The following is a 19229-nucleotide window of genomic DNA, read 5'->3' as shown; positions in this document are numbered from 1 at the left end:
AACGCCCACGCGCGCCGTCACCATCGGTCCCATTCTTTCCCATTCTCGACCGATAGTGGAGAACTGCCATGGTGAGCGTCGATCAGGCCGTGCTGGCCGATCCGGCCCGGTTGAAAGCGGTCGAGCAGTCGAAAAGGTTGCTTCCGGTTCTGCCGATGCCGGTGGACGAGATCGCCCGGCTGGCGGCCCGGCTGACCGGCGCGTCGATGGGGGTCGTCACGCTCGTCGGCAGCGAGGAGGAGTTCTTCGCCGGCACCTACGCCATTCCGGAGGCGCTGGGCAGCCGGGGGAAGCGGCTTCCGCTGGAATACTCGCTGTGCAAGTACGTCGTCTCCGCCGACCACCTGCTCGGCGTCGAGGACATGCGCGCCTCCGACGATCCGGAGCTGTGCGAGCACCTGCTGACCCGGGAGTACGGCGTACGCGCCTTCCTCAGCGTGCCGGTGCGCGACCCGGAGGACCGGCCCGTGGGATCGCTGACGGTGCTCGACACCGAGGTGCGCACGTGGACCGACGAGCACAGCGCCACGCTGCTGGAGGTGGAACGCCTGCTGCGCCCGCCGGTCGGCTGGGCGACGCTCCCGGCGGCGGTCGAGGGCCTCGACAGTGCGGCCCTGCTCGACAGCGTCCCGCAGGCACTGCTGGCCGTCGACGCGAACGGCATCGTCGTCGGGTTCAACCGCGCCGCCGAGGAGCTGCTCGGTTTCTCCTCGGCCGAGGTCTGCGGCCGCCCGCTCGACGACTGCCTCCAGCCCGACTACGACCACCAGCCCATCGGTGCCGCGCTCGACCGGCTGTTCGCGGCCGCGCCGGCCCGGGCGGTGCGCCGCCAGATCAGCATGCGGCACCGCGACGGGCACCGGCTGCTCACCGAGGTCGCGCTCACCGTCGTCCGGGGCGCTGCCGGCGCGCTGGCCTGCGTGCTCATCACCGACCTGACCGGGTCCAAGGCCGTCGAGGAACGCGCCGACCATCACGCCGGCTTCCTCGACGCACTGCTGGACAGCCTCTCCGTCGGCGTGCTGGCCTGCGACGCCTCCGGGGCGCTCGTGGTGATGAACCGCGCGCTGCGCGAGGTCTACGGACTGCCGGCCACCAGCGAACTGCCCACCGACTACGGCACCGCGGTCGGCCGCTTCCTGTACGACAGCGACCACAAGCCGCTGCCCTGGGACCGCGCTCCGCTGATGCGCGCCTGTGCGGGCGAGTATGTGCGCGACACCGACATCTTCATCGCCGTCCCCGGTCACCGGACCCGGACGTTCTCCGTCACCGCCCAGCCGATCGTCACCCCGGACGGCCGCCGTACCGGCGCGGTCGCGGTGACGCACGAGGTCACGGCGGTGCGCCGGGTCGAGCTCTTCCGGAGCTGCCACGAGGCCGTCGAGCACGCGCTGAAGTCCGCCGGGTCGATCGCCGAGGCCACCCCGAAGGTCCTGCGGGCGGTGGTGACCACCCTCGGCTGGTCGGCCGCGGAGCTCTTCCTGGTCGACGAGACCACCGGCCAGCTCCACGCGGTGGGGCACTGGCACAAATCGGCCATGGACAACGAGGACTTCTTCGGCCACACCCCGGTCAAGGGCGCGGGCGCCACCGGCCGGGTCTGGAAGACCGGGCAGCCGTTCTGGATCCGGGAGATCGGCGAGGCCACCATGCTGCGTTCGCCGTTCGAGCGGGAACGCGTCGAGATCTGCCTGCGCAACGGCATCCACACCGTCCTCGCCGTCCCGGTCACCGACGGCCGGTCGCTGCTGGGCGTGCTGACCTGTTACGCCGGGGCGGCCGAGCACGCCGAGGACATGCTGACCGTGCTGCTCGACGGCGTCGCCGCGCAGATCGGCTCCTTCGTCGCGCTCCGCCGGGCCGAGGAGCTGAGCCGGCAGCTGGGCCGGGTCCAGGACGACTTCATCTCGCTCGTCGGCCACGAGCTGCGCACGCCGCTGACCGCGATCACCGCGTACGCCGGCATGCTCGTCGACGACTACGGCGCAAACGGGGAGGGCCGCGCCATGGTGGAGAGCATCGAGCGCAACGCCCGCGAGTTGCAGACCATCGTCGCCACCCTGCTCGACCTCGCCGGCCTCGACTCGGGGCACCTGAACCTGAACGTGCAGCCCGTCGACCTCACCACGATCGTCGCCGAATGCGAGGCGGCGTCGCGCCACCACGACGTGCGGTTCCGCACCGACATGCCGGAGGCCGTCACCGTCGACGGCGACCCGGAGCGGCTGCGGCAGGTGGTGCAGGACCTGCTGGACAACGCGGTGAAGTACAGCCCCAGCGGCAGCGAGGTCCACGTCAGCCTCGCGACCGACGGAGAGATGGCGGAGCTGCGCGTCAGCGACGAGGGGATCGGCACGCCCAGCGAGGAGCGCGAGCGCGTCTTCGACCGCTTCTACCGGGGGAGCAACGTCCGTCACCACGGGACGCACGGCAGCGGGCTCGGGCTGAGCCGCGCCCGCACGATCGTCCACCTGCACGGCGGCACGATCCAGCTCCTCGACCGCGAGCCCACCGGCACCACCGCCGTCGTCCGGCTGCCCCACGAGGCGGACGCCGCCCGCACGGTACGCCGCCTCTGAGCCTTCCCGCCGGAGTTACAGCAGGGGCTCGATGTGGCGGCTGGGCAGCGGGCCCGGCTTGGCGATGTAGTAGCCCTGGCCGTGGCGTACGCCCAGGTCCAGCAGCTGGGCGTGCTCGGCGTACGTCTCGATGCCCTCGGCGACCAGCATGGCGCCGATGCTCTCGGAGAAGGTGACCAGCGCGCGGGCGAGGGCGATGCGGACCGGGTCCTGGTCGATGCCCCGGGTCAGGGAGATGTCGAGCTTGATGACGTCGGGCTGGATCTGCAGGATCTGGCTCAGGTTGGCGAAGCCGGCGCCGGCGTCGTCCACCGCGATCAGGATCCCGGCCGCCCGGAGCAGGTCCATGACCTCGCTCAGCGCCGTGTAGTCCGTGACCCGGGTGTGCTCGGTGAGCTCCACCGCGATGCGGCGGTGCGCGTGCGCCAGCAGCATGGTGATGGTCCGCGGCGTCAGCAGCGCCTCCACCGACGCGTTCAGGCTGAGCCACACCCCGTCGGGCAGGTCGCCCAGCCGCAGCAGGGACCGCTCGATCGCCAGGATCTCCAGCTCCACGCCCAGGCCGGCCGCGTCGGCCGCGGCGAACGCCTCGGCCGGGCTCGCGAAGTGCCGGCGGTCGAACCGGGCGAGCGCCTCGTAGCCGTTGACCACGCCGTCCTCGAGCTGCACGATCGGCTGGAAGGCGGTCTCCACCGCGCTGCGGTAGAGGACTTCGCGAACGGCCTTGGTGGCGGGCGAGGGGAGCTGCGCGACGGTCATGCCGCATCAGTCGGCCGGGACCGTCAAGGCAGTCTCAAGCCGCGGTCAGCGGAAAGGCAAAGCTCCGGGAGATTTCCCCGCGGCCGGCGTCGTGCGTGGCGGCGACCGTCTGCGCCGACCAGCGCATCGCGTCCAGGACCGCGCCGGTGAGGTCGTCGCCGCCACGGTTGAAGCCCATCATGGCCATGTCGCCGCGCTCGTACGCGTCGACCACCCGCAGCATCCGGCCCAGCGGACCGGTGCCCCGGGTCAGGGCCGCCCCGATGTCCGCGGTCAGCGGCAGGTGGCTCACCAGCGAGGCCGGCGTGATGCCGAGCAGCTGGGCGACCGCGGTGATCAGCCCGGCCACGAACGCCGCGTCCGGGTCGGTGTCGAACCGCGGCGCCAGGTTGTGGCACAGCCGGGCCCGGGTCAGCGCATTGGTGAGCTGCACCTCGGTCGCCTCGGCCACGTCGTCGACCGTCATGAGCATCGCCCAGCGGCGGATGTGGCCCAGGCCCAGCAGCATCACCGCCTGCCGGATGGACGACACCCGGCGGATCGACCCCACGGCGGCGCTGTTACTGGCCCGCAGCACCCGCATGGTCAGCGCCGGGTCGCTCGAGACGATCTCCACGATCCGGTCGATGTCGACGTCGGCCGCGTCCAGCGCGGCGAGCAGCTCCACCCGGCGCGACTCGAACGGGGGGATGCAGGCGGCGGTCATCACCTGGGGGCGGCTGAGCACGTAGCCCTGACGCAGCTCGATGCCGTACCGGTCGCACAGGGCCAGGTGGTCCAGCGTCTCCAGGCCCTCGGCGACGATCTCGATGCCGGGGAAGCCGCGGAAGAAGGCGAGCTGCTCCTCCAGGCGTGCCGGGTCGCAGCTCGGCAGGTCCAGCTTCACGTACGAGGCCAGCGGCAGCAGCCGCTCGTGCCCCGAGCCCCAGACGAAGTCGTCCAGCGCGATCGGGTAGCCGGCGGCGACGAGGTTCGACACCCCGGCCACCACGGCGTCGTCGACCTCGATCGTCTCGAGCACCTCGAGGACGACGCTCTCCGGGCCGAACGGGAGGATGAGCTCGCCGGTGAGGAACTCGCGCGTCATGTTGATGAAGCACATGCGGTCGCCGACGATCTCGTCGAGCCCGAACTCGGTGAACGCGTTGACGAGGACCTGGCTCGTCGCGTACGCGTCGCGCCGGTCGGCCTCGACGGCGCTGGTGTTGCCGCGGAACAGCAGTTCGTAGCCGGCGATGTCGCCGCAGGCGTCGAAGATCGGCTGCCGCCCGATGTGCACCTGGCGGGTACCCGGCTGAGTGAACTCCTGCCGCTTGTCCATGGCGTGACGATCGGCCGCCTTGATCTTCTCTTGAGCGTTCTCTGCGGAGAACTTGACCGTGGGGCCGCACCCGGGTGGGCGCGGCCCCACGGGCCGGTCCGCGCTCAGGAGCCGCCGGAGATGTACCAGTAACCCGTCACCGCCGCGGCGGGCACGTCCGGGCTCACCGGGCCCTTGCCCCAGAAGTAGTCGTTCATGCTGACCGCGCCGCCCGGCCCGATCGGGCCCATGCTGGCCCAGACCACCGAGGCGGGCTGGTCGTCGATCGACGCCTGCGCCCAGGCGCTGCGCACCGGCATCGGCTTGTTCCACCACAGGAACGGCGTCCGCAGCAGGTAGTTCGCGTACGTGCCACCGTGCGAGGCGCTGTGGTACGACACCGTGTGGAAGCTGTTGAGCTGGTGCAGGCCGGCGAACGCGGGGCCCCAGCGCTGCCACCACCGCTGACCGGGCGCCCCGGCTTCCAGGACCAGGCAGGTGAACAGGCTCATCCACTCGACGTCGCCGTTGCCCCAGCGCGCGTCGGCGTTCGACAGGAACGTGTCGTCGTTGCTGCTGCAGCCCGAGAAGCTGAAGCCGGTCGGCGACCCGTGGCCCTGCCAGTAGGTCATGTCGACGTGGTCGGTCCAGTCGCTGTCGTCGCCGCCGTACGCCGGATCCTTGAAGTCCTGCTCCCACGCGTTCTGGTCGGTCCAGCTGAACTCGACCGGGATGCCGCGGGTGGAGAACTGGCCGTTGAACGAGGCGAGGTTGGTGCCGGTGTGCGGCAGCCCGGAGCACGGTCCGGTGCCCTCGCTGCCGACGTCGACCCGGCCGTACGCGCGCGCGGTCACCTGGTCGGGACCGGGACGCGGCGCGGGCGGCGGGGGCATCTCCGGAAGCTTCGCGTCCAGCGCGGCCGGCACGACGACGACCTGGGCCCGGCTGCCGTCGGTGTTGACGCCGGAGCACCGCAGGCTCGGCTCGATGGTGCGCACCCCCGCCGACAGCGCCGGCGCCCAGTAGACCGGGGTGGCGGCGGCGATCCGGACCCGGCCGGCCATCGCCTCGGCGCAGCGGGCCTGTGCCCCGGCGGCGTCGACGACCGCGACCGAGCCGGTCTGCTCCACCGTGCGGGTGCTGTGGGACAGGCTCGTGACCTGGCCCTTGCCGTCGTACGCGATCCGCACCTTGGCGCCGGGACCCTCGTACGGCAGACCGGCGAGCGTGAAGGAGTAGGAGACGCTGGTGTCCAGCGCGGCCGACACGATCGTCCGTCCGGCGCGGTCGACCGCGGTGATCGTCGTGTTGCGGGCGCTCGCCTTCGCGTCCCGGGGCGTCAGTCCCGCCGCCGCCAGGGCGCGGGCCGAGCGCTGCAACGCGGCCCTGGTGCCGATCGTGCGCAGGCGCTTGAGCGCGGCGACGTCGAGCACCGTCGTGGTGGTCGGCTGCCCGTCCTCGTCCTTGCCGGGCCGGCCCGCCGTCCGGGTCGGCACGGCCAGGAACGACTTCTCGGCGGCGTAGCGGACACTGCCGTCCTCGCCGCGCGCGAGACGGCCGATCCCCAGGGACTTGGCCAGCCCGGACGCCTGCGCCGCGGTCAGGCCGCTCGAGCGTACGGCGAAGACCGGCAGCGTCGCCGCGACGGCCGCTCCCGCCGGGGTGGCGACCGCGCTCACCCCCAGCGGCACGGCGACCGCCGCGGTCAGCAGGGCGGCGGTCGTCCGTCGCCGGCCTCTCGGTGTCTGCGTCTTGCTCCCCATCTCTGACCCCCGTGTCTGTGCTCCGGCACCGGTCGGTGCCGCGCCCAGTATGGGAGCGGCGATTCGGGGGAAATGTGGTTATCGCCGGCGAGACGGATAGGCGACAGTGGCCCTCACTGCTCGGGCTGGGACGTCCCCACCGCGGTCACCTGGTCGACCGGCTTGCGGGTCACCTCGGACTTGACCAGCTTGCGGGACTTCTCCCGGCCGCCGGCGTAGACGACCTCGTACGTCAGGGTCCGCACGCCGTCGATGCCCTCCGAGCGCAGCTCCTTCTCGCCCTTGGCCAGCCAGTTGTCCTTGATCGTGCGGGTCTTGAACGTGACCGGCTCGGTCTCGGTGATCGTGCGCTTGCCGTCCCCGGCCGGGGCCGGCGGGCTGCTCGGCGCCGTCGAGGCGGCCACACGCTGACCGTTCTGCCAGGCCGGATCGGCCGCCTCGTCGTCGGAGAACGCGCCGGCGGCGGCGAAGGCGCCACCGAGCGGCACGATCAGCGCGGCTGCGATCAGGCCGCCTTTCTGCAAGGGCTTCAAGCGCGACCACGCGCTCGTCGGGTTCATCACCCGCACAGTCTGGACGTCCTCTTCCGGCATCAGATCCTCCGTTCGGGTGATCCTCAGCTCGCCGGGGAATCTACCGGCAGGGTGACGCCGGACGACGAGGCGGGGGCCGGCCTGGGCCGTTGCTGCGGCTCGCGGGACACGCCGAAGATGAGCAGGCCGAGCAGTCCGGTCAGGAGCACGGCGGCGATGGCAAACTCGAGCTTGTCCCGCCGCCGGGTGCGCCACAGGCCGCGGGGCGGGATCTCGTCGTACCACCGAGGTTCGTGTTCGCTCACCGCCCCAGTCTTCCCCCGAGCCCCGCCCGGCGTGATCGGTGAAAGAAGCAAAAAGATTTAGCCTCTTTCTGGACGACGTCCTGCCCCTGCGGCTCGTTGTCCATGGCCGCGCCTGGTGGAGGCTTTGCGCAGGTGTTGAGCACCGGCTGAGGTTGCATTGAGGTTGCAGGCCGAACCTTGGGGCATGACCTACTCGAACCTCCTCGCCGTTCCGCCCGTGGTCGTCGCCGGACCCGCCCGCGACCTCTCCCCGATGCCGTGGCCGTACCGCGTGGCCGCCGTCGAGCTCAGCGTCGTCGTCCCCTTCCACAGCGCGGACGCCCGCCTCGAGGGAGCCCTCAAGCGGATCAGCGAAGCCCTCAACTCCCAGGGCATCTCCTTCGAGGTGCTCGCCCTCTCCGCCCGTCCCGGCGCCGGCTCCTCGCCCGAGCTGGACCGCATGCCGCACACCCGCGTCGTCACCTCGACCACGATCGAGGACAAGGGCGCGGCCCTGCACCTCGGCTTCGCGATGGCCCGCGGCGCCTGGGTCTGCTTCGTCGACATCGACGAGGACGCCGACGTCGACGGGTACGCAGTGATCGAGTACTTCCACCGGGCCCGCGAGAAGAACCTCTGACCCGCGGACCGGCGTTCCACGAAAGGCTTTACCCCGTGCCAGCAGGACCTGACCTACTGACCCTTCCCTTCGCGGCCCTCGCGGTGTTGCTGTACCTCAACGCCAGCCTGCGGCGCGATTCCGACGACACCGGCGACGGCCCGCGGCGGCGGCGGAGCGACGGGCGGATCCGCAAGCGGTTGCGCGCCGACGCCTGACCGTCCGGCGGCGTTGCGGCCGCCCGGCGGCGATCAGGAGCGTGACGCCTGGACGAAGAAGCGGTGGGCGGTCACCGTGAAGTGCCCGTCCGTACGGATCCGCGCGTCGATCCGGCGCAGCGCCCGGTCGTACCGCTCGGGGGTGAAGTCACGCACCTGCCACGGCACCGCACGCAGGTGCCACACGATCGCCCCCACGTCGTGGAAGGTCAGCGGCGGGCGCTCCTCGCGCACGTCGGTCACCTCGAGCCCAGCCCCCTCGAGCGCCGCGACCGCCGTCGCCGCCGTCCACGTCTGCAGGTACGGCGGCGCCGCGCCCAGCTCGGCGTTCAGGTCCGCCAGATCGTCGCTGCCCACCTGCTGGGTCAGCAGCGTGCCACCCGGCCGCAGCAGCCGGGCGATGTCCTCGGCCGGCAGCCGCCCGTGCCGGCTCAGCACGACGTCGAACTCCTCCTCGCCCCCGGGCAGCTCGGTCACCACCGAGACGCCGAACGGCGCGAGCCGGTCGCGGGCCACCGGCACGTTCGGCGCCCAGCTCTCCACCGCGACGGTGTGTGCCGGCAGCGGCGCCAGCTCCGCGAGCAGCTCCCCGCCGCCCGTGTCGAGGTCCAGCACGCTGCCGGCCCGGCGCACCGGCGTCCGGGCCAGCGCCGGGTACGACCACGAGGGGTCGGAGCCGGCCGCGCGCCCGTCGAGCCAGGCGAACTCCCAGCCCGTGACGGGCACGGCCGCGGCCTCGCCCACGAGCTGGTCGTCGAGCCCTCCGGAACGCATGCCGCGACCGTAGCCGGGCCCGGCGCCCGGCGCGATCCGTTCCCAGCGGCTGCCGCGGGCCGCTGTCGGCAGGATCACCTCCACGCTGCCCGTGCCGCGCGACAGCGCCGAAGATGTCGTACCCCGGGCATAGTCTCGCGGGGACTGCGACAGACCAGCGCATGGAGGCCCCATGACCACGCTCGCCGACCGTCCGAACACCGCCCTCGTCGTGATCGACGTGCAGAAGGGCGTCGTCGGGCACGCCCATGACCGCGACCGGGTCGTCGCCAACATCGCCACCCTCGTGGAGAAGGCGCGTGCCGCCGGCACCGAGATCGTCTGGGTCCAGCACAACAGCGACGAGCTGGCCCGCGACAGCGACAACTGGCAGTACGTGCCCGAGCTGGTGCGCCGCGATCCCGAGCCGCTCGTGCACAAGACCTACGGCGACTCCTTCGAGGCCACCGACCTCGAGTCGGTGCTCGCCGACCGCGGCATCGGCCGCCTGGTCGTCGCGGGCGCCCAGACCGACGAGTGCATCCGCTCGACGCTGCACGGCGCGCTCACGCGCGGTTACGACGTGACGCTGGTGGCCGACGCGCACACCACCGAGGACCTCTCCGAATACGGCGCCCCCACGCCCGACAAGGTCATCGCCCACACCAATCTCTACTGGAAGTACCACAAGGCACCCGGCCGCACGGCGGGCACGGTCGACACCGCCGAGGTGGACTTCGCCGCGACATCCCCGGCCTGACCGGCCCGAGCCCGGCGGTCCCCGGCTCGGTGGCCCGGGGGCTCACGGCGGGCCCGGGTCTACCTCCGAGGCAGGTGGGCGGGCGTGTGACTACGACTTTCGTCCGACCGGGGAGGCGGGCAAACCCCGCTCCACGGCGATGCGGTCCGGCCCGGCCGGACGGGATAGTCGTCTCCACGCGGCGACGGCCGCCGCCGAGACGAGGAGAAAGCCGATGAGGAACAACGCGGGCGTCCTGGACGTCACCGACGGTCTCGACCGGACGCTGCTCGCCGCCGGCGGCCCCGCCCGGTGGGCGACCGGGCCACGCGACGCGCTCGCCGAGGCCGTCGCCGACCCGTCGACCGCCCCGCTCACCGGGACGCCCCCGCTCGCCGGGGCAGGCCCACTCGCCGCGGCCCCTGTCACCGGGGCGGGCCCGCTCGCCGCGGGTCCTCTTGCCGGGGGCACTCCGTCGGCCACCGCGGGGGCCGGTCAGGTGGTGGCCATCCTGACCGATCCGGCGGTGATCCGGATCGGGTGGCTCGCCGCGGGCATCTCCACCGTCGTCCTCGCCGTCGCCGCTCTGCTCTGACGGCCCCGCGCGGGTCGTCCGGGCGGCGTTCTGCGCACCGGGCGGGACGGCGTGTGGCGGATACCATGGCGGGATGCCCGTCCCCGCCGACAGAACCGCGGACGACAGTGGACCGGGCGCGGCGGCCGACGTCTGGGCGGACACCGACTTCCGCCGCCAGCTTCACCGAGCCGTTCCCCGCAACTATTGCCGGCCGCACTTCCTGCACAGCGGCGACGACGACGTCTCCAGCACGCTGCCGGCGGACATCGACGCCCTGGTCGAGGAGCTCGTCCAGCACCGGCCCAAGACCTGGATCATCACCGGCGGCCCGGGCAGCGGCAAGACGTCCATCGCCGCGGCGGTGGCGGCCGATCTGCTCGATCGCGACACCGTGCCGGTGGTGCTGGACGCCCGCGTGTGGACGGCCGCCGACGAGCGTTGCGAGCTGAAGGACGTGCTGCTGGCGCTCCGTCCGGACGAGATACCGGCGCCGCTGTGGAAGTCGCGGATCAAGCACAGACGGTGCGTCGTCGTGATCGACGGCCTGAACGAGATCGCCCGGCAGTTCGGTGACACGGCCGCCTGGCGGTTCGTGAAGTCCACCGTCGAGGGTGGGCATCCCTTCCCGGTCCTCGCCACGATGCGGCACTTCACGGACGAGCCGCAGGAATCGCTGAGCCGGCCGGTGCACCTGCTCGACCTGGCCCCGCTGACGGATGCGGAGGTCACCCGGTATCTCGCCGCGGTGGGTCTGAACGCCGGCGACGTGTTGCGCCTGCGGAGCCAGGACGACTTCGACGACCTCTACTCGAATCCGCTGCTGCTCTCGCTCCTGGCCAACCTGCTCGCCCCGCAGTCGAACGGCAGCTCGGCCACGGGCGGCACGCCACCGTCCCGGGGCCGGCTGCTGCTGCAGACCGTCCAGCGGGCGCGGCGGCACCGGCGGCTCTCCGCCGACGAGGTGGAGATCGAGCGCGGCGGGCTGCAGCTCGAGTCGGTCATGGTCGCCGCGGCCTCCTGCGCCTTCGGAAATCCCGGGGGCGACCAGCACTTCTCCCGCCGCGACGTGGAGCGGCTGGTGGCACAGAGCCGGCCCGGCGAGGCGCGGCTGACGGCCATCGTCGACGCCTTCCTGGACACGCAGATGGTGGTCCGGGTGGAGGATCCCGGATCCCTGGACAGGTTCCGCTTCGCCCATCCCTCCTTCGTCGACTTCGGCATCGCGCTGGCCTACCGGAACGAGGAGCTGCCGCCCGCGCTCATGGCCTCCGAGGAGCTGGTGCACTGCCTCGGCGACTGGGTCGGTCTCACGGCCGACCCCGACGAGAGCGCGCGCCGCGTGCTGCAGCGGATCACCGACGACGAGTACGAGTTCGACCGCTCCTGCCTCGTCGACGTGGTGTTCGCCAACCGGGGCGTGCTCGGCACCGAGACGCTCGTGCTGCTGTGGCGCGCGATCGGCGGCGCCCTCGGTTCCGCGCTGCGGGGACGGCGCTGGCAGCAGCAGTCGCTGATCCAGGCGCTCAACCAGCTTCCCGAGTGGACCATCGCCGAGGGGATCCGGCTGGGTGTGCTCGACAAGTTCTCCGGCCCGCTGCACGCCGAGATCGTGGAGCAGATGGCGCAGCGCACGCTCGACGTCCGCAAGCTGCGCCAGGCCCAGCGGCGCACCCGGGACGAGCGGTTCGCGAGCAATGCCCTCGAACGCCAGGATGCGCTGGCCCTCGCGCAGGAGCTGGGTGCGACCGGCACGGAGCGCACCGAGCTGCTGGGGGTGCTCAAGGCGCGGCTGCCCACGGCGGACGGCGAGCTTGCGGCGCGCATCGTGCAGGGCGTCATGCGCCTCGGCGGGCTCGGCGAGTTGCCCGTACTGGTCGCGACGCTCGCGTCGGATCCCGCGGAGCACACGCGCGCCGCCGCGGCCGCCGCGCTCGCCTCCGTGGGGCACCGCGACGCCATCGACCAGCTTATGGAGTCGCTGGTCAAGGACGAGTCGCCGGTGGTACGGCTGGCCTGCGCCGCCACGCTGGGCCGGTTGCGCGCGCGCCAGGCGGTCGGCGTGCTCGCCGGGGCGCTGTCCGACCCGGCCGATCCGGTCCGGGTCGGTGCGGCGCGGGCGCTCGGGGCACTGGCCGACTCCCGTACGGCTGCGGCACTGATCCGGGCCCTGGAGGTGGAGCACGACTACCACGCCCTGGCCGCGATCGCGTCGGCACTGGGCCGCCTGCGGCACGCCGACGCGGTGCCCGGCCTGGTCATGGCGCTCACCGAGACGTCCCTGACCGTACGCATGGAGGCGTGCCGCGCACTCGGCGAGATCCGGGATCCGGCGGCGATTCCGGCGTTGGCCCGCCGGCTCGCCGATCATGCCGGCGCGGTCCGCGGCGAGGCGCTGAAGGCGCTCGGCGAGATCGGCGACGCGAGCGCCACGCCGCATGTGATCGAGGCGCTGTCCCACCCGCAGGCGCAGACCCGGGCGGTGGCCTCGACCGCGCTCGGGAAGATCGGTGACCCGCGGGGCGTGGATCCGCTCCTGGCTGCCCTGGACGACGAGAACCCGTTCGTCCGCGGTGCCGCGGCCGCCGCGCTGGGCCGGCTGCCGGACCGCCGCATCGCCGCGCGTCTCAACGAGGTCGCGAGGCGCGACCCGGATTCCGCCGTGCGCTCCTCGGCGATCAGTTCGCTCGGGCGGGTCGGCGGTCCCCGCGATCTGCCCCTGCTGGAGCGGGTCATCCGCGACTCCGCGGAGTTTCCGTGGGCCCGGGCGGTGGCCGTCATGGCGTACGGTGCGCTCACCTCGGAGACGCCGATGTGGCTGGCCGCGACGGCCGACGACCTGAACGCGGCGATCCAGAACGGTGACCCGGAGGCGCAGAAACTGCGCGGCGCGATCATCTACTGCGTCGGCCGGCACTGCAACCTCGAGTTGATCGGCTGGCTGGAGACGGTGGCGCGCTCCGATCCGGAGTTCATGAACCGCACCTCCGCGACGTCGGCGCTGGTCCGCAACGGACGGGCCGCCGAGCGGTTCCTCACGGCGGTGCTCTCCGACGCCGAGCAGGCGGTCGCGGCGGGCCGCAAGCCGGGCGCGGCGATCCTCAGGATCGCCGCCACCGAGATCGTGCGAGCCTCGGCGGAGTCGCGGACCAGGAACCCGGCGATGCTCGCGCGCCTGCTCGACATCGTGCTGGCCACCGGCAAGGAATGCGAGGAGGTGCTCTCCGGGGCGGTCAAGAGCAACCGGAGCTCCGACTCGCGCGCGATGCTGCGGGTCCTCGAGTACATCAGCGACCGGCTCGCGGCGGCGTCCCGGGACGACCTGAGCCGGACCACCGTCGCGAGCGCCATCGAGTTCCACCGCCGGCAGATCGAGTTCGACGACACGCTGCAGGTCCTGCGCGCCGACGCCGGCCTGCTCACCAGGAAGTTCCAGGCGACCACCGGCGGCGGTACGGTGCGCCAGGAGGGGGATCGAGTGACCGAGCGCCGGTGCGACCTGCTCGTCGTCACGGTCAACGCCACGGAGACCGAGGCGGTGAAGAAGGCGCTGAGCGCCGCCTGCGGCCCGCCGGTGCTCGACCACGCGAAGATCAACAGCTATTGGCGGTACGGCGGGGACAACCGCCCCTCCGTCGCGCACCTGCGGTGTGGCATGGGCGCAAGCGGGGTCCGCGGCTCGTACGTGCAGGTGGGCGACGCGGTGCAGAGCCTGCGGCCGGAGTCGGTCGTGGCGGTCGGCGTCGCCTGGGGCGCGGACCCGGCGGCGACGCCGCTGGGCACGGTCCTGGTCAGCACGCAGGTGATCGACTTCGAGCGGCAGCGGGTCGGCGAGGGCTCGGACGGCGAGCGCGTGGTCGTCGCCCGCGGCGCCAGGACGGAGGCGAGCCCGCGGCTGGTGAACCGTTTCCTGGTGACCGACTACGCCGGGACCGGCGTGACCATCGTGGAGGGCCCGCTGCTCTCCGGCGAGAAGCTCATCGACGACGCGGTCTTCAAGCGCCGGCTGGTCGGGATGTTCCCGGACGCGGTCGGCGGGGAGATGGAGGGCGTCGGCATCCAGTCCGTCTGCGATCGCGAGCGGGTGGACTGGATCGTGGTCAAGGGGGTCTGCGACTTCGCCGAGAACAAGGGAGAGGACAAGGCCAACCGGCAGACCGTCGCCGCCACCCGCTCGGCGGAGGCGCTCTGCGCCGTACTGGAGCAGGGCGGCTTCTCCTAGCCGGAGCCGTCCGGTGCCGGGCCGCAGCTCACATGCAGAGCCCGGCGAGGATCTCCGCGATGGCCTCGGGCTTGTGCCGCAGGGTGGCCCGCCCGACCGAGAGCTCGGCCCGCACCACGTCGGGATCGCCGGTGGCGAAGCCGCTGGGCCACACCCACAGGCCGGTCTCCTCGGCGAGCCGCCGCGCGTTCTCCCGGAAGGTCCCGGGGGACGCCGCGAACAGCAGGTGCATCATCGGCGTCTGCGGAGGGTCCGGCACGACGCGCACCTCCGGTACGCCGGCGAGCGCGTCCCAGATCGCCCGGGCGTGCAACATCCGGGCCGGCATCTCGGCGAGCGCCCCGTCCAGCAGCCGCAACGCCGACGCGGCGGCCGGCCACAGGGCGAACAGCGTGCCACCCAGCCGGGCACGCCACTCCCGGACCGCGGCGACGTCGGCCTCCGAGCCGGCCACGCAGCACCCCGGCAGCGCCCCGATGCCCTTGTAGAACGAGACGTAGACGGTGTCGAAGAGGGCGGCGATCTCGGCGGGGGTGCGGTCGTACCCGGCGCTCGCCTCCCACAGCCGGGCGCCGTCGAGGTGGACCGCCGCGCCGCGGTCGCGCGCCCACTCCGTCTGGGCCACCAGGTCGTCCCAGGCGGGCAGCGCCCCGCCGAGATCCCGCTGGGGCAGCTCCAGCAGCAGCGCGGCGACGGGCTCGGCCACCTCGAGATCGGCGAGCGCGATGAGGCGCTCCGGATCGCCGGTGCGGCGCCCGACGAGCTGGTGCAGGCGCTGGTGGGCCTGGCCCTCGTGCTGCTCGAGATGGCAGTACGGATGCCAGACGACGGTCCGCGACGGGCGCCGGTCGGCGTGCACCCGCAGGGTGGCCGCCTGGGCCATGGTGCCGCTGGGCAGGAACACCGCCGCGGGCTTGCCGAGCAGCGCCGCGACGTGCCGCTCGAGCTCCGTGACGACGCCGCCCTCGCCGTACGTGTCGGGTTCGGTCTCGGGATCGATCGTCGCAAGCAGCTCGCGGGGCCGGACCAGGCCGTTGCCGAGGAACGTGTCGGTGCAGGCGGCCCGTCGGGCCCGGATCTCCTCATCCACCGTGCCAGTCTTCCGTGTCCGGCGGCCGGTGTCAGTCGGGATCGGGGATGCAGGGCCCTGATATGCAGGTGCCATGCGACTGCGCCCCTACGCCGAAGAGGACCTGCGACTCACCCGGCGGCTGGAATCGGACCCCCGGGTGGTCGGGCACCTTGGCGGTGCCGGCGACGTACAGCACGCGGACCGGGTGCACCGGCGGCGGATCGCGGCGGTGGCCGACGGCGATTTGTTCTTCACGATCCTGCTCACCCGCGACGACAGCGCCCACGACGGCGAGGGCGGCTGCGGTGGTGAGGAGCCGGCCGGGATCATCGCCGTCTGGCGTGCGGAGTTCGGCGGCGAGCCGGTCTACGAGCTCGGCGCGATGCTGCTGCCGGACCATCAGGCGCGCGGAGTCGCCGGGCGGGCGTTCGCGCTGCTTCTGCCGTACGTGCTGGACAGTGGGGTCCGGGTGGTGCACGCCTTCCCGGCCGTGTCGAACGGGCCGTCCAACGCGATCCTGGACAAGCTGGGCTTCACCCGCGGCGAGGAGTGCGACCTGGACTACGAGGGCCGCCCGCTGCGCTGTGCGCACTGGGTGCGCGAGCTGGTGCCGGACACGGCAGGAAGGGCTCCGGAGAGCCCTTCCTGATCTCAGCGGGGGGATCTCAGCAGCGGATCCAGCTGAAGTTGAACAGGGTGTCGACGTCACCCTCGCTGGACCTCATGGACATGGTGCTCTTGCCGGAGGACGAGCCGGCGTCCACCCGGAGCTCGGTGTTGATGTTGAGGACCTTCTGGTCCTGGCAGGGGAGGTAGATCAGCCCGGCCGCCACGTCCTGGGTGTCCCAGTACCCGTTGAGCGGTCCGTAGAAGTATTCCTCCGTGCGGTTGTTGGCCGAGGAGCCCTGCCAGTAGTAGTTGGTCTTCTGCAGGCCGGTGGCGCCGGAGTTGAGCTTCGCGCGGCCCTTGTACTCCGCCTGGGCGACCGCGAAGGTCCAACCCGCGGGGACGGTCACGAGCACGCCGACCTGGCAGTTCTTGCGGCGGTCGGTCGGGGAGGCGTCGCCGCCGGCCGCGGCCTCGAAGTCGTAGTACCTGACCCGGAAGCCGGTCTTGTCGTGGTTGCCGTACACCGCGGCCGTGCCGGGTGCGCAGCCGGAGCCGTTGGCGGCGATCACCTCGACGGTGACGGTGCCCTCCGGCACGCCCTGGGCGGGGGCGCCCGCGGTGCCGACGGCCTGGGCCGGTGCGGACAGGGACAGCGTGAGAACCGTGCCGAGTACGGCGAGAACCGCACGCCTCCCGCCGACGAGTCTTTCCTTCATTGCATTCCTCTCGGATTGCGTACTCAATATCGACATTTGCAGCGCGCGTGCGTCATCGCGGAACGGCCGGCAGGCACCGGGGCCTGGAAACGACATTCCGTTAATTGCCTGACTGATGCGCTGGGACTCTCCTGGTTGTCCCGCGAGGGAATGTTAGCCACGTGACGGCGGCCACACAAGCATCGACCCAGATCAATCGCGACTCAAACCTGATGGAGGGTGTCATTGCAGCTCACCGCCCGGTTCTGTGCCTCGGCGTGCCGGATAACGGGGATAATTCGGGCCTTCCCGGTGAGGCTGGCGTCCGTTATAGCCCGAAGGTGGGAAGTGCTGCTTTTCGCAGCCTGCCGCGAAAGATCGATGAAATACATTTTGTCACCCGGAAGCCGCACAAGATTTCATTGACCCCGATCTATGCAAACCTTAGCATTGGCCCGCGTGTGCCTCGTCGTATCAGCTTGAAGGGAGTCCAATGCGTAAATTGTTGGTGCGTGGGGGTGTGGTACTCGCATTACTCGCCTCGTCATTGTTGCAGAGCCCGGCCGCCCACGCCGGAGGCATTCTTGACGACCCGCCGAGCGACCACATCGTCATCGATCTGGTCGCCATGGCCGGCTCGGGCTGCCGCCCCGGCACGGCCGACGTCGCGGTGTCGCCCGACAACAAGGCCTTCACCGCCATCTACAGTGAATATCTCGCCCAGGCCGGTCCGGGCATCCCCAGCACCGAGGGCCGCAAGAACTGCCAGCTCAACGTGTTGGTGCACGTGCCGCAGGGCTTCACGTTCGCCATCGCCAAGGTGGACTACCGCGGATACGGGTCGCTGCTCCACGGATCCACCGCGTCGCAGCGGGCCAACTACTACTTCCAGGGCATGAGCCAGAGCGCGTACTCGAACCACCCGATCAGCGCGCCGCTGGACGACAACTGGATGGCCAGCGACGAGGTGGCCGTGGCCGCGATGGTCTGGCACCCGTGCGGTGAGATGCGCAATCTCAACATCAACACCGAGCTGCGGGTCTCCAAGGGCACATCGTCGGGCACGAGCTTCCTGACGATGGACTCCACCGACGGCAGCATCGAGACCACGTACCACTTCGCGTGGAAGCGCTGCTGACGTCTCGCGATATCTGACGAGGGTCGCCGGTTCGCCCGGCGGCCCTCGTCCGCGTCGGCGAGCGGTCGGAGGAGGTGGACGACGTGGAGACGATCTCCCGGTCCCGCGGAGCCGTCAGCGGCGGCGCAGGAGCGGCGTGCCCAGGGCGGTGAGCGTCTTGAGCAGCTCGTCGATCTGCTCGTCCGTGTGCGCCGCGGTCATCTGGATGCGGAAGCCGACCTGGTCCCGGGGCACCCCCGGATACGGCGCGAGCGTCACGTACACGCCGCTGTCGAGCAGCGTGTGCGCGACCTCCGGCAGGTCGTCCGCGTTCGTCAGCGGGACCTGGATCAGCGGATAGCCCGAGGCGTTCGGCGTCCGCACGTCCAGGCTGTGGAGATGGTCGAGCACCCGGCGGGTCTTGCGGTAGAGGTCCTCGCGCAGGTCGTCGCCGCGGACGTCGTTGACCTCGAGGCCCGCCAGCACGGTCGCCAGCGCCGCGGTCGGCACCGGGCCGGAGTAGAGGTAGGGCGGCGCGGCGATCTTCAGATGCTCCTTCACCGGCGTCGGGCAGGCGATGAAGGCGAGCAGCGACGAGTACGCCTTGGAGAACCCGCCGACCAGGACGATGTTGTCGTACCCCAGCCCGTAGTGGCGTACGACGGCGTTGCCGCGGCGGCCGTACGGGGTCGGGTCCCCGGGTCCGCGGTCGCCGATGATGCCGAAGCCGTGGGCGTCGTCGACGTAGAGCGTGGCGTCGTACTCGCGGCAGACGGCCGCGAAGCGGGCCAGGTCCGGGGTGTTGCCGGTCATGCTGTTGACGCCGTCCATGCAGACCAGGACGGGAACCCCGGCCGGCACCTCGCGGAGCAGCTCGGCGAGGTGATCGGCGTCCTCGGAGCGGAACCGGCGCACGGTGGCGCCGAGGCCGCGGGCGTGGACGCAGCCGTCGTAGACGGTGCGGTGGGCGCGCGAGTCGAGCAGGATGTGGCCCGTGCCGGCCAGGGCCGGGATGACGGCCAGGTGGATCTGGCTGATCGTCGGCAGCAGCAGGGTGTCCTCGGCGCCGAGCAGGGCGGTGAGCCGCTCTTCGATCATCGGGTAGAGGCGCGGGCTGCCGAGCATGCGCGACCAGCTCGGATGGGTGCCCCAGCGCCGGACCTGGACGTCGATGGCGTCGATGATCTCGGGGTCGAGGTCGAGGCCGAGGTAGTTGCACGACGCCCAGTCCACGTGCCAGCGGTCGCCGATGCGGATGCGGCGCCCGTCCACCTCGTCGATCACCTGGTCCCAGAGCCCCGCCCGGGTGAGCTCGGCGACGCTGCGGTAGGCGTCGGCGGCGGCGGGCGTCGTCGGGGCGGGGAGAGCGGGCACCATGGGGCGAATGCTA

The 19229-nt window shown here is 72.0% G+C and carries 17 protein-coding genes; 8 read left to right on the top strand and 9 right to left on the bottom strand.

Translation table 11 applies throughout. The annotated features are described in order from the left end of the window. Window positions 1-68: 68 nt before the first annotated feature. The gene (locus IEY99_RS02085) at window positions 69-2582 is read left to right on the top strand and encodes a sensor histidine kinase (protein WP_189198943.1); all 2514 of its coding nucleotides are present in this window, start codon (window positions 69-71) and stop codon (window positions 2580-2582) included. A gap of 15 nt (window positions 2583-2597) precedes the next feature. On the opposite strand, the gene IEY99_RS02080 is transcribed toward IEY99_RS02085, so the two are convergent. The 5 genes from IEY99_RS02080 to IEY99_RS02060 form a co-directional block, all read right to left on the bottom strand. Continuing rightward, window positions 2598-3341: an EAL domain-containing protein gene (locus IEY99_RS02080; RefSeq protein WP_189198942.1), complete on the bottom strand. Its 744-nt coding sequence runs from the start codon at window positions 3339-3341 to the stop codon at window positions 2598-2600. A gap of 34 nt (window positions 3342-3375) precedes the next feature. Next, window positions 3376-4662 (bottom strand): EAL and HDOD domain-containing protein, encoded by a 1287-nt coding sequence (locus IEY99_RS02075; RefSeq protein ID WP_189198941.1) that lies wholly within the window; start codon window positions 4660-4662, stop codon window positions 3376-3378. A gap of 104 nt (window positions 4663-4766) precedes the next feature. Next, window positions 4767-6404: a DUF6345 domain-containing protein gene (locus tag IEY99_RS02070; RefSeq protein WP_189198940.1), complete on the bottom strand. Its 1638-nt coding sequence runs from the start codon at window positions 6402-6404 to the stop codon at window positions 4767-4769. Window positions 6405-6517: 113 nt separating this feature from the next. Further along, window positions 6518-6997: a G5 domain-containing protein gene (locus IEY99_RS02065; RefSeq protein WP_189198939.1), complete on the bottom strand. Its 480-nt coding sequence runs from the start codon at window positions 6995-6997 to the stop codon at window positions 6518-6520. A gap of 23 nt (window positions 6998-7020) precedes the next feature. Continuing rightward, complete coding sequence (locus IEY99_RS02060; protein ID WP_189198938.1) at window positions 7021-7242, bottom strand: hypothetical protein; 222 nt, start codon at window positions 7240-7242, stop codon at window positions 7021-7023. A gap of 184 nt (window positions 7243-7426) precedes the next feature. Here IEY99_RS02060 and IEY99_RS02055 point away from each other — a divergent pair, with 184 nt between their 5' ends. Continuing rightward, window positions 7427-7861 (top strand): glycosyltransferase, encoded by a 435-nt coding sequence (locus IEY99_RS02055; RefSeq protein ID WP_189198937.1) that lies wholly within the window; start codon window positions 7427-7429, stop codon window positions 7859-7861. 35 nt (window positions 7862-7896) lie between these two features. After that, window positions 7897-8058, top strand: a complete 162-nt coding sequence (locus IEY99_RS02050; protein WP_189198936.1) for a hypothetical protein — start codon at window positions 7897-7899, stop codon at window positions 8056-8058. A 33-nt stretch (window positions 8059-8091) separates the two neighbouring features. Here IEY99_RS02050 and IEY99_RS02045 read toward each other — a convergent pair whose 3' ends face one another. Next, entirely contained in the window at window positions 8092-8832 is a 741-nt protein-coding gene (locus tag IEY99_RS02045; protein WP_189198935.1) for a class I SAM-dependent methyltransferase, read from the bottom strand. Between the two features lie 172 nt (window positions 8833-9004). On the opposite strand from IEY99_RS02045, the gene IEY99_RS02040 reads away from it, so the two are divergent. From IEY99_RS02040 to IEY99_RS02030, 3 genes are all read left to right on the top strand, one after another. Then, window positions 9005-9571 carry an isochorismatase family protein gene (locus tag IEY99_RS02040; protein WP_189198934.1) on the top strand — a complete coding sequence of 189 codons (567 nt, stop codon included), beginning with the start codon at window positions 9005-9007 and terminating at the stop codon, window positions 9569-9571. A 214-nt stretch (window positions 9572-9785) separates the two neighbouring features. Further along, window positions 9786-10145 (top strand): hypothetical protein, encoded by a 360-nt coding sequence (locus tag IEY99_RS02035; RefSeq protein WP_189198933.1) that lies wholly within the window; start codon window positions 9786-9788, stop codon window positions 10143-10145. A 73-nt stretch (window positions 10146-10218) separates the two neighbouring features. Then, window positions 10219-14346, top strand: coding sequence for a HEAT repeat domain-containing protein (locus IEY99_RS02030; protein WP_189198932.1), 4128 nt, complete (start codon window positions 10219-10221; stop codon window positions 14344-14346). Between the two features lie 28 nt (window positions 14347-14374). Here IEY99_RS02030 and IEY99_RS02025 read toward each other — a convergent pair whose 3' ends face one another. Further along, complete coding sequence (locus IEY99_RS02025; RefSeq protein WP_189198931.1) at window positions 14375-15436, bottom strand: threonine aldolase family protein; 1062 nt, start codon at window positions 15434-15436, stop codon at window positions 14375-14377. A gap of 73 nt (window positions 15437-15509) precedes the next feature. On the opposite strand from IEY99_RS02025, the gene IEY99_RS02020 reads away from it, so the two are divergent. Continuing rightward, the gene (locus IEY99_RS02020; RefSeq protein WP_189198930.1) at window positions 15510-16067 is read left to right on the top strand and encodes a GNAT family N-acetyltransferase; all 558 of its coding nucleotides are present in this window, start codon (window positions 15510-15512) and stop codon (window positions 16065-16067) included. A 16-nt stretch (window positions 16068-16083) separates the two neighbouring features. Here IEY99_RS02020 and IEY99_RS02015 read toward each other — a convergent pair whose 3' ends face one another. Further along, window positions 16084-16743 carry a DUF4360 domain-containing protein gene (locus IEY99_RS02015; protein WP_189198929.1) on the bottom strand — a complete coding sequence of 220 codons (660 nt, stop codon included), beginning with the start codon at window positions 16741-16743 and terminating at the stop codon, window positions 16084-16086. Window positions 16744-17215: 472 nt separating this feature from the next. On the opposite strand from IEY99_RS02015, the gene IEY99_RS02010 reads away from it, so the two are divergent. Beyond that, on the top strand, window positions 17216-17860 hold the full coding sequence (locus IEY99_RS02010) for a DUF4360 domain-containing protein (RefSeq protein ID WP_189198928.1): 645 nt from the start codon (window positions 17216-17218) through the stop codon (window positions 17858-17860). Window positions 17861-17974: 114 nt separating this feature from the next. Here the strand turns inward: IEY99_RS02010 and IEY99_RS02005 are convergent, their stop codons facing one another. Beyond that, window positions 17975-19216 carry an aminotransferase class I/II-fold pyridoxal phosphate-dependent enzyme gene (locus tag IEY99_RS02005; RefSeq protein ID WP_189198927.1) on the bottom strand — a complete coding sequence of 414 codons (1242 nt, stop codon included), beginning with the start codon at window positions 19214-19216 and terminating at the stop codon, window positions 17975-17977. Window positions 19217-19229 lie beyond the last annotated feature (13 nt).

Source organism: Couchioplanes azureus, assembly GCF_014648355.1.
GTDB classification, from domain to species: Bacteria; Actinomycetota; Actinomycetes; order Mycobacteriales; family Micromonosporaceae; genus Actinoplanes; species Actinoplanes azureus.
The sequence above is the reverse complement of the archived record's forward strand: the minus strand, read 5'-3'. Positions and strand labels throughout refer to the sequence as shown.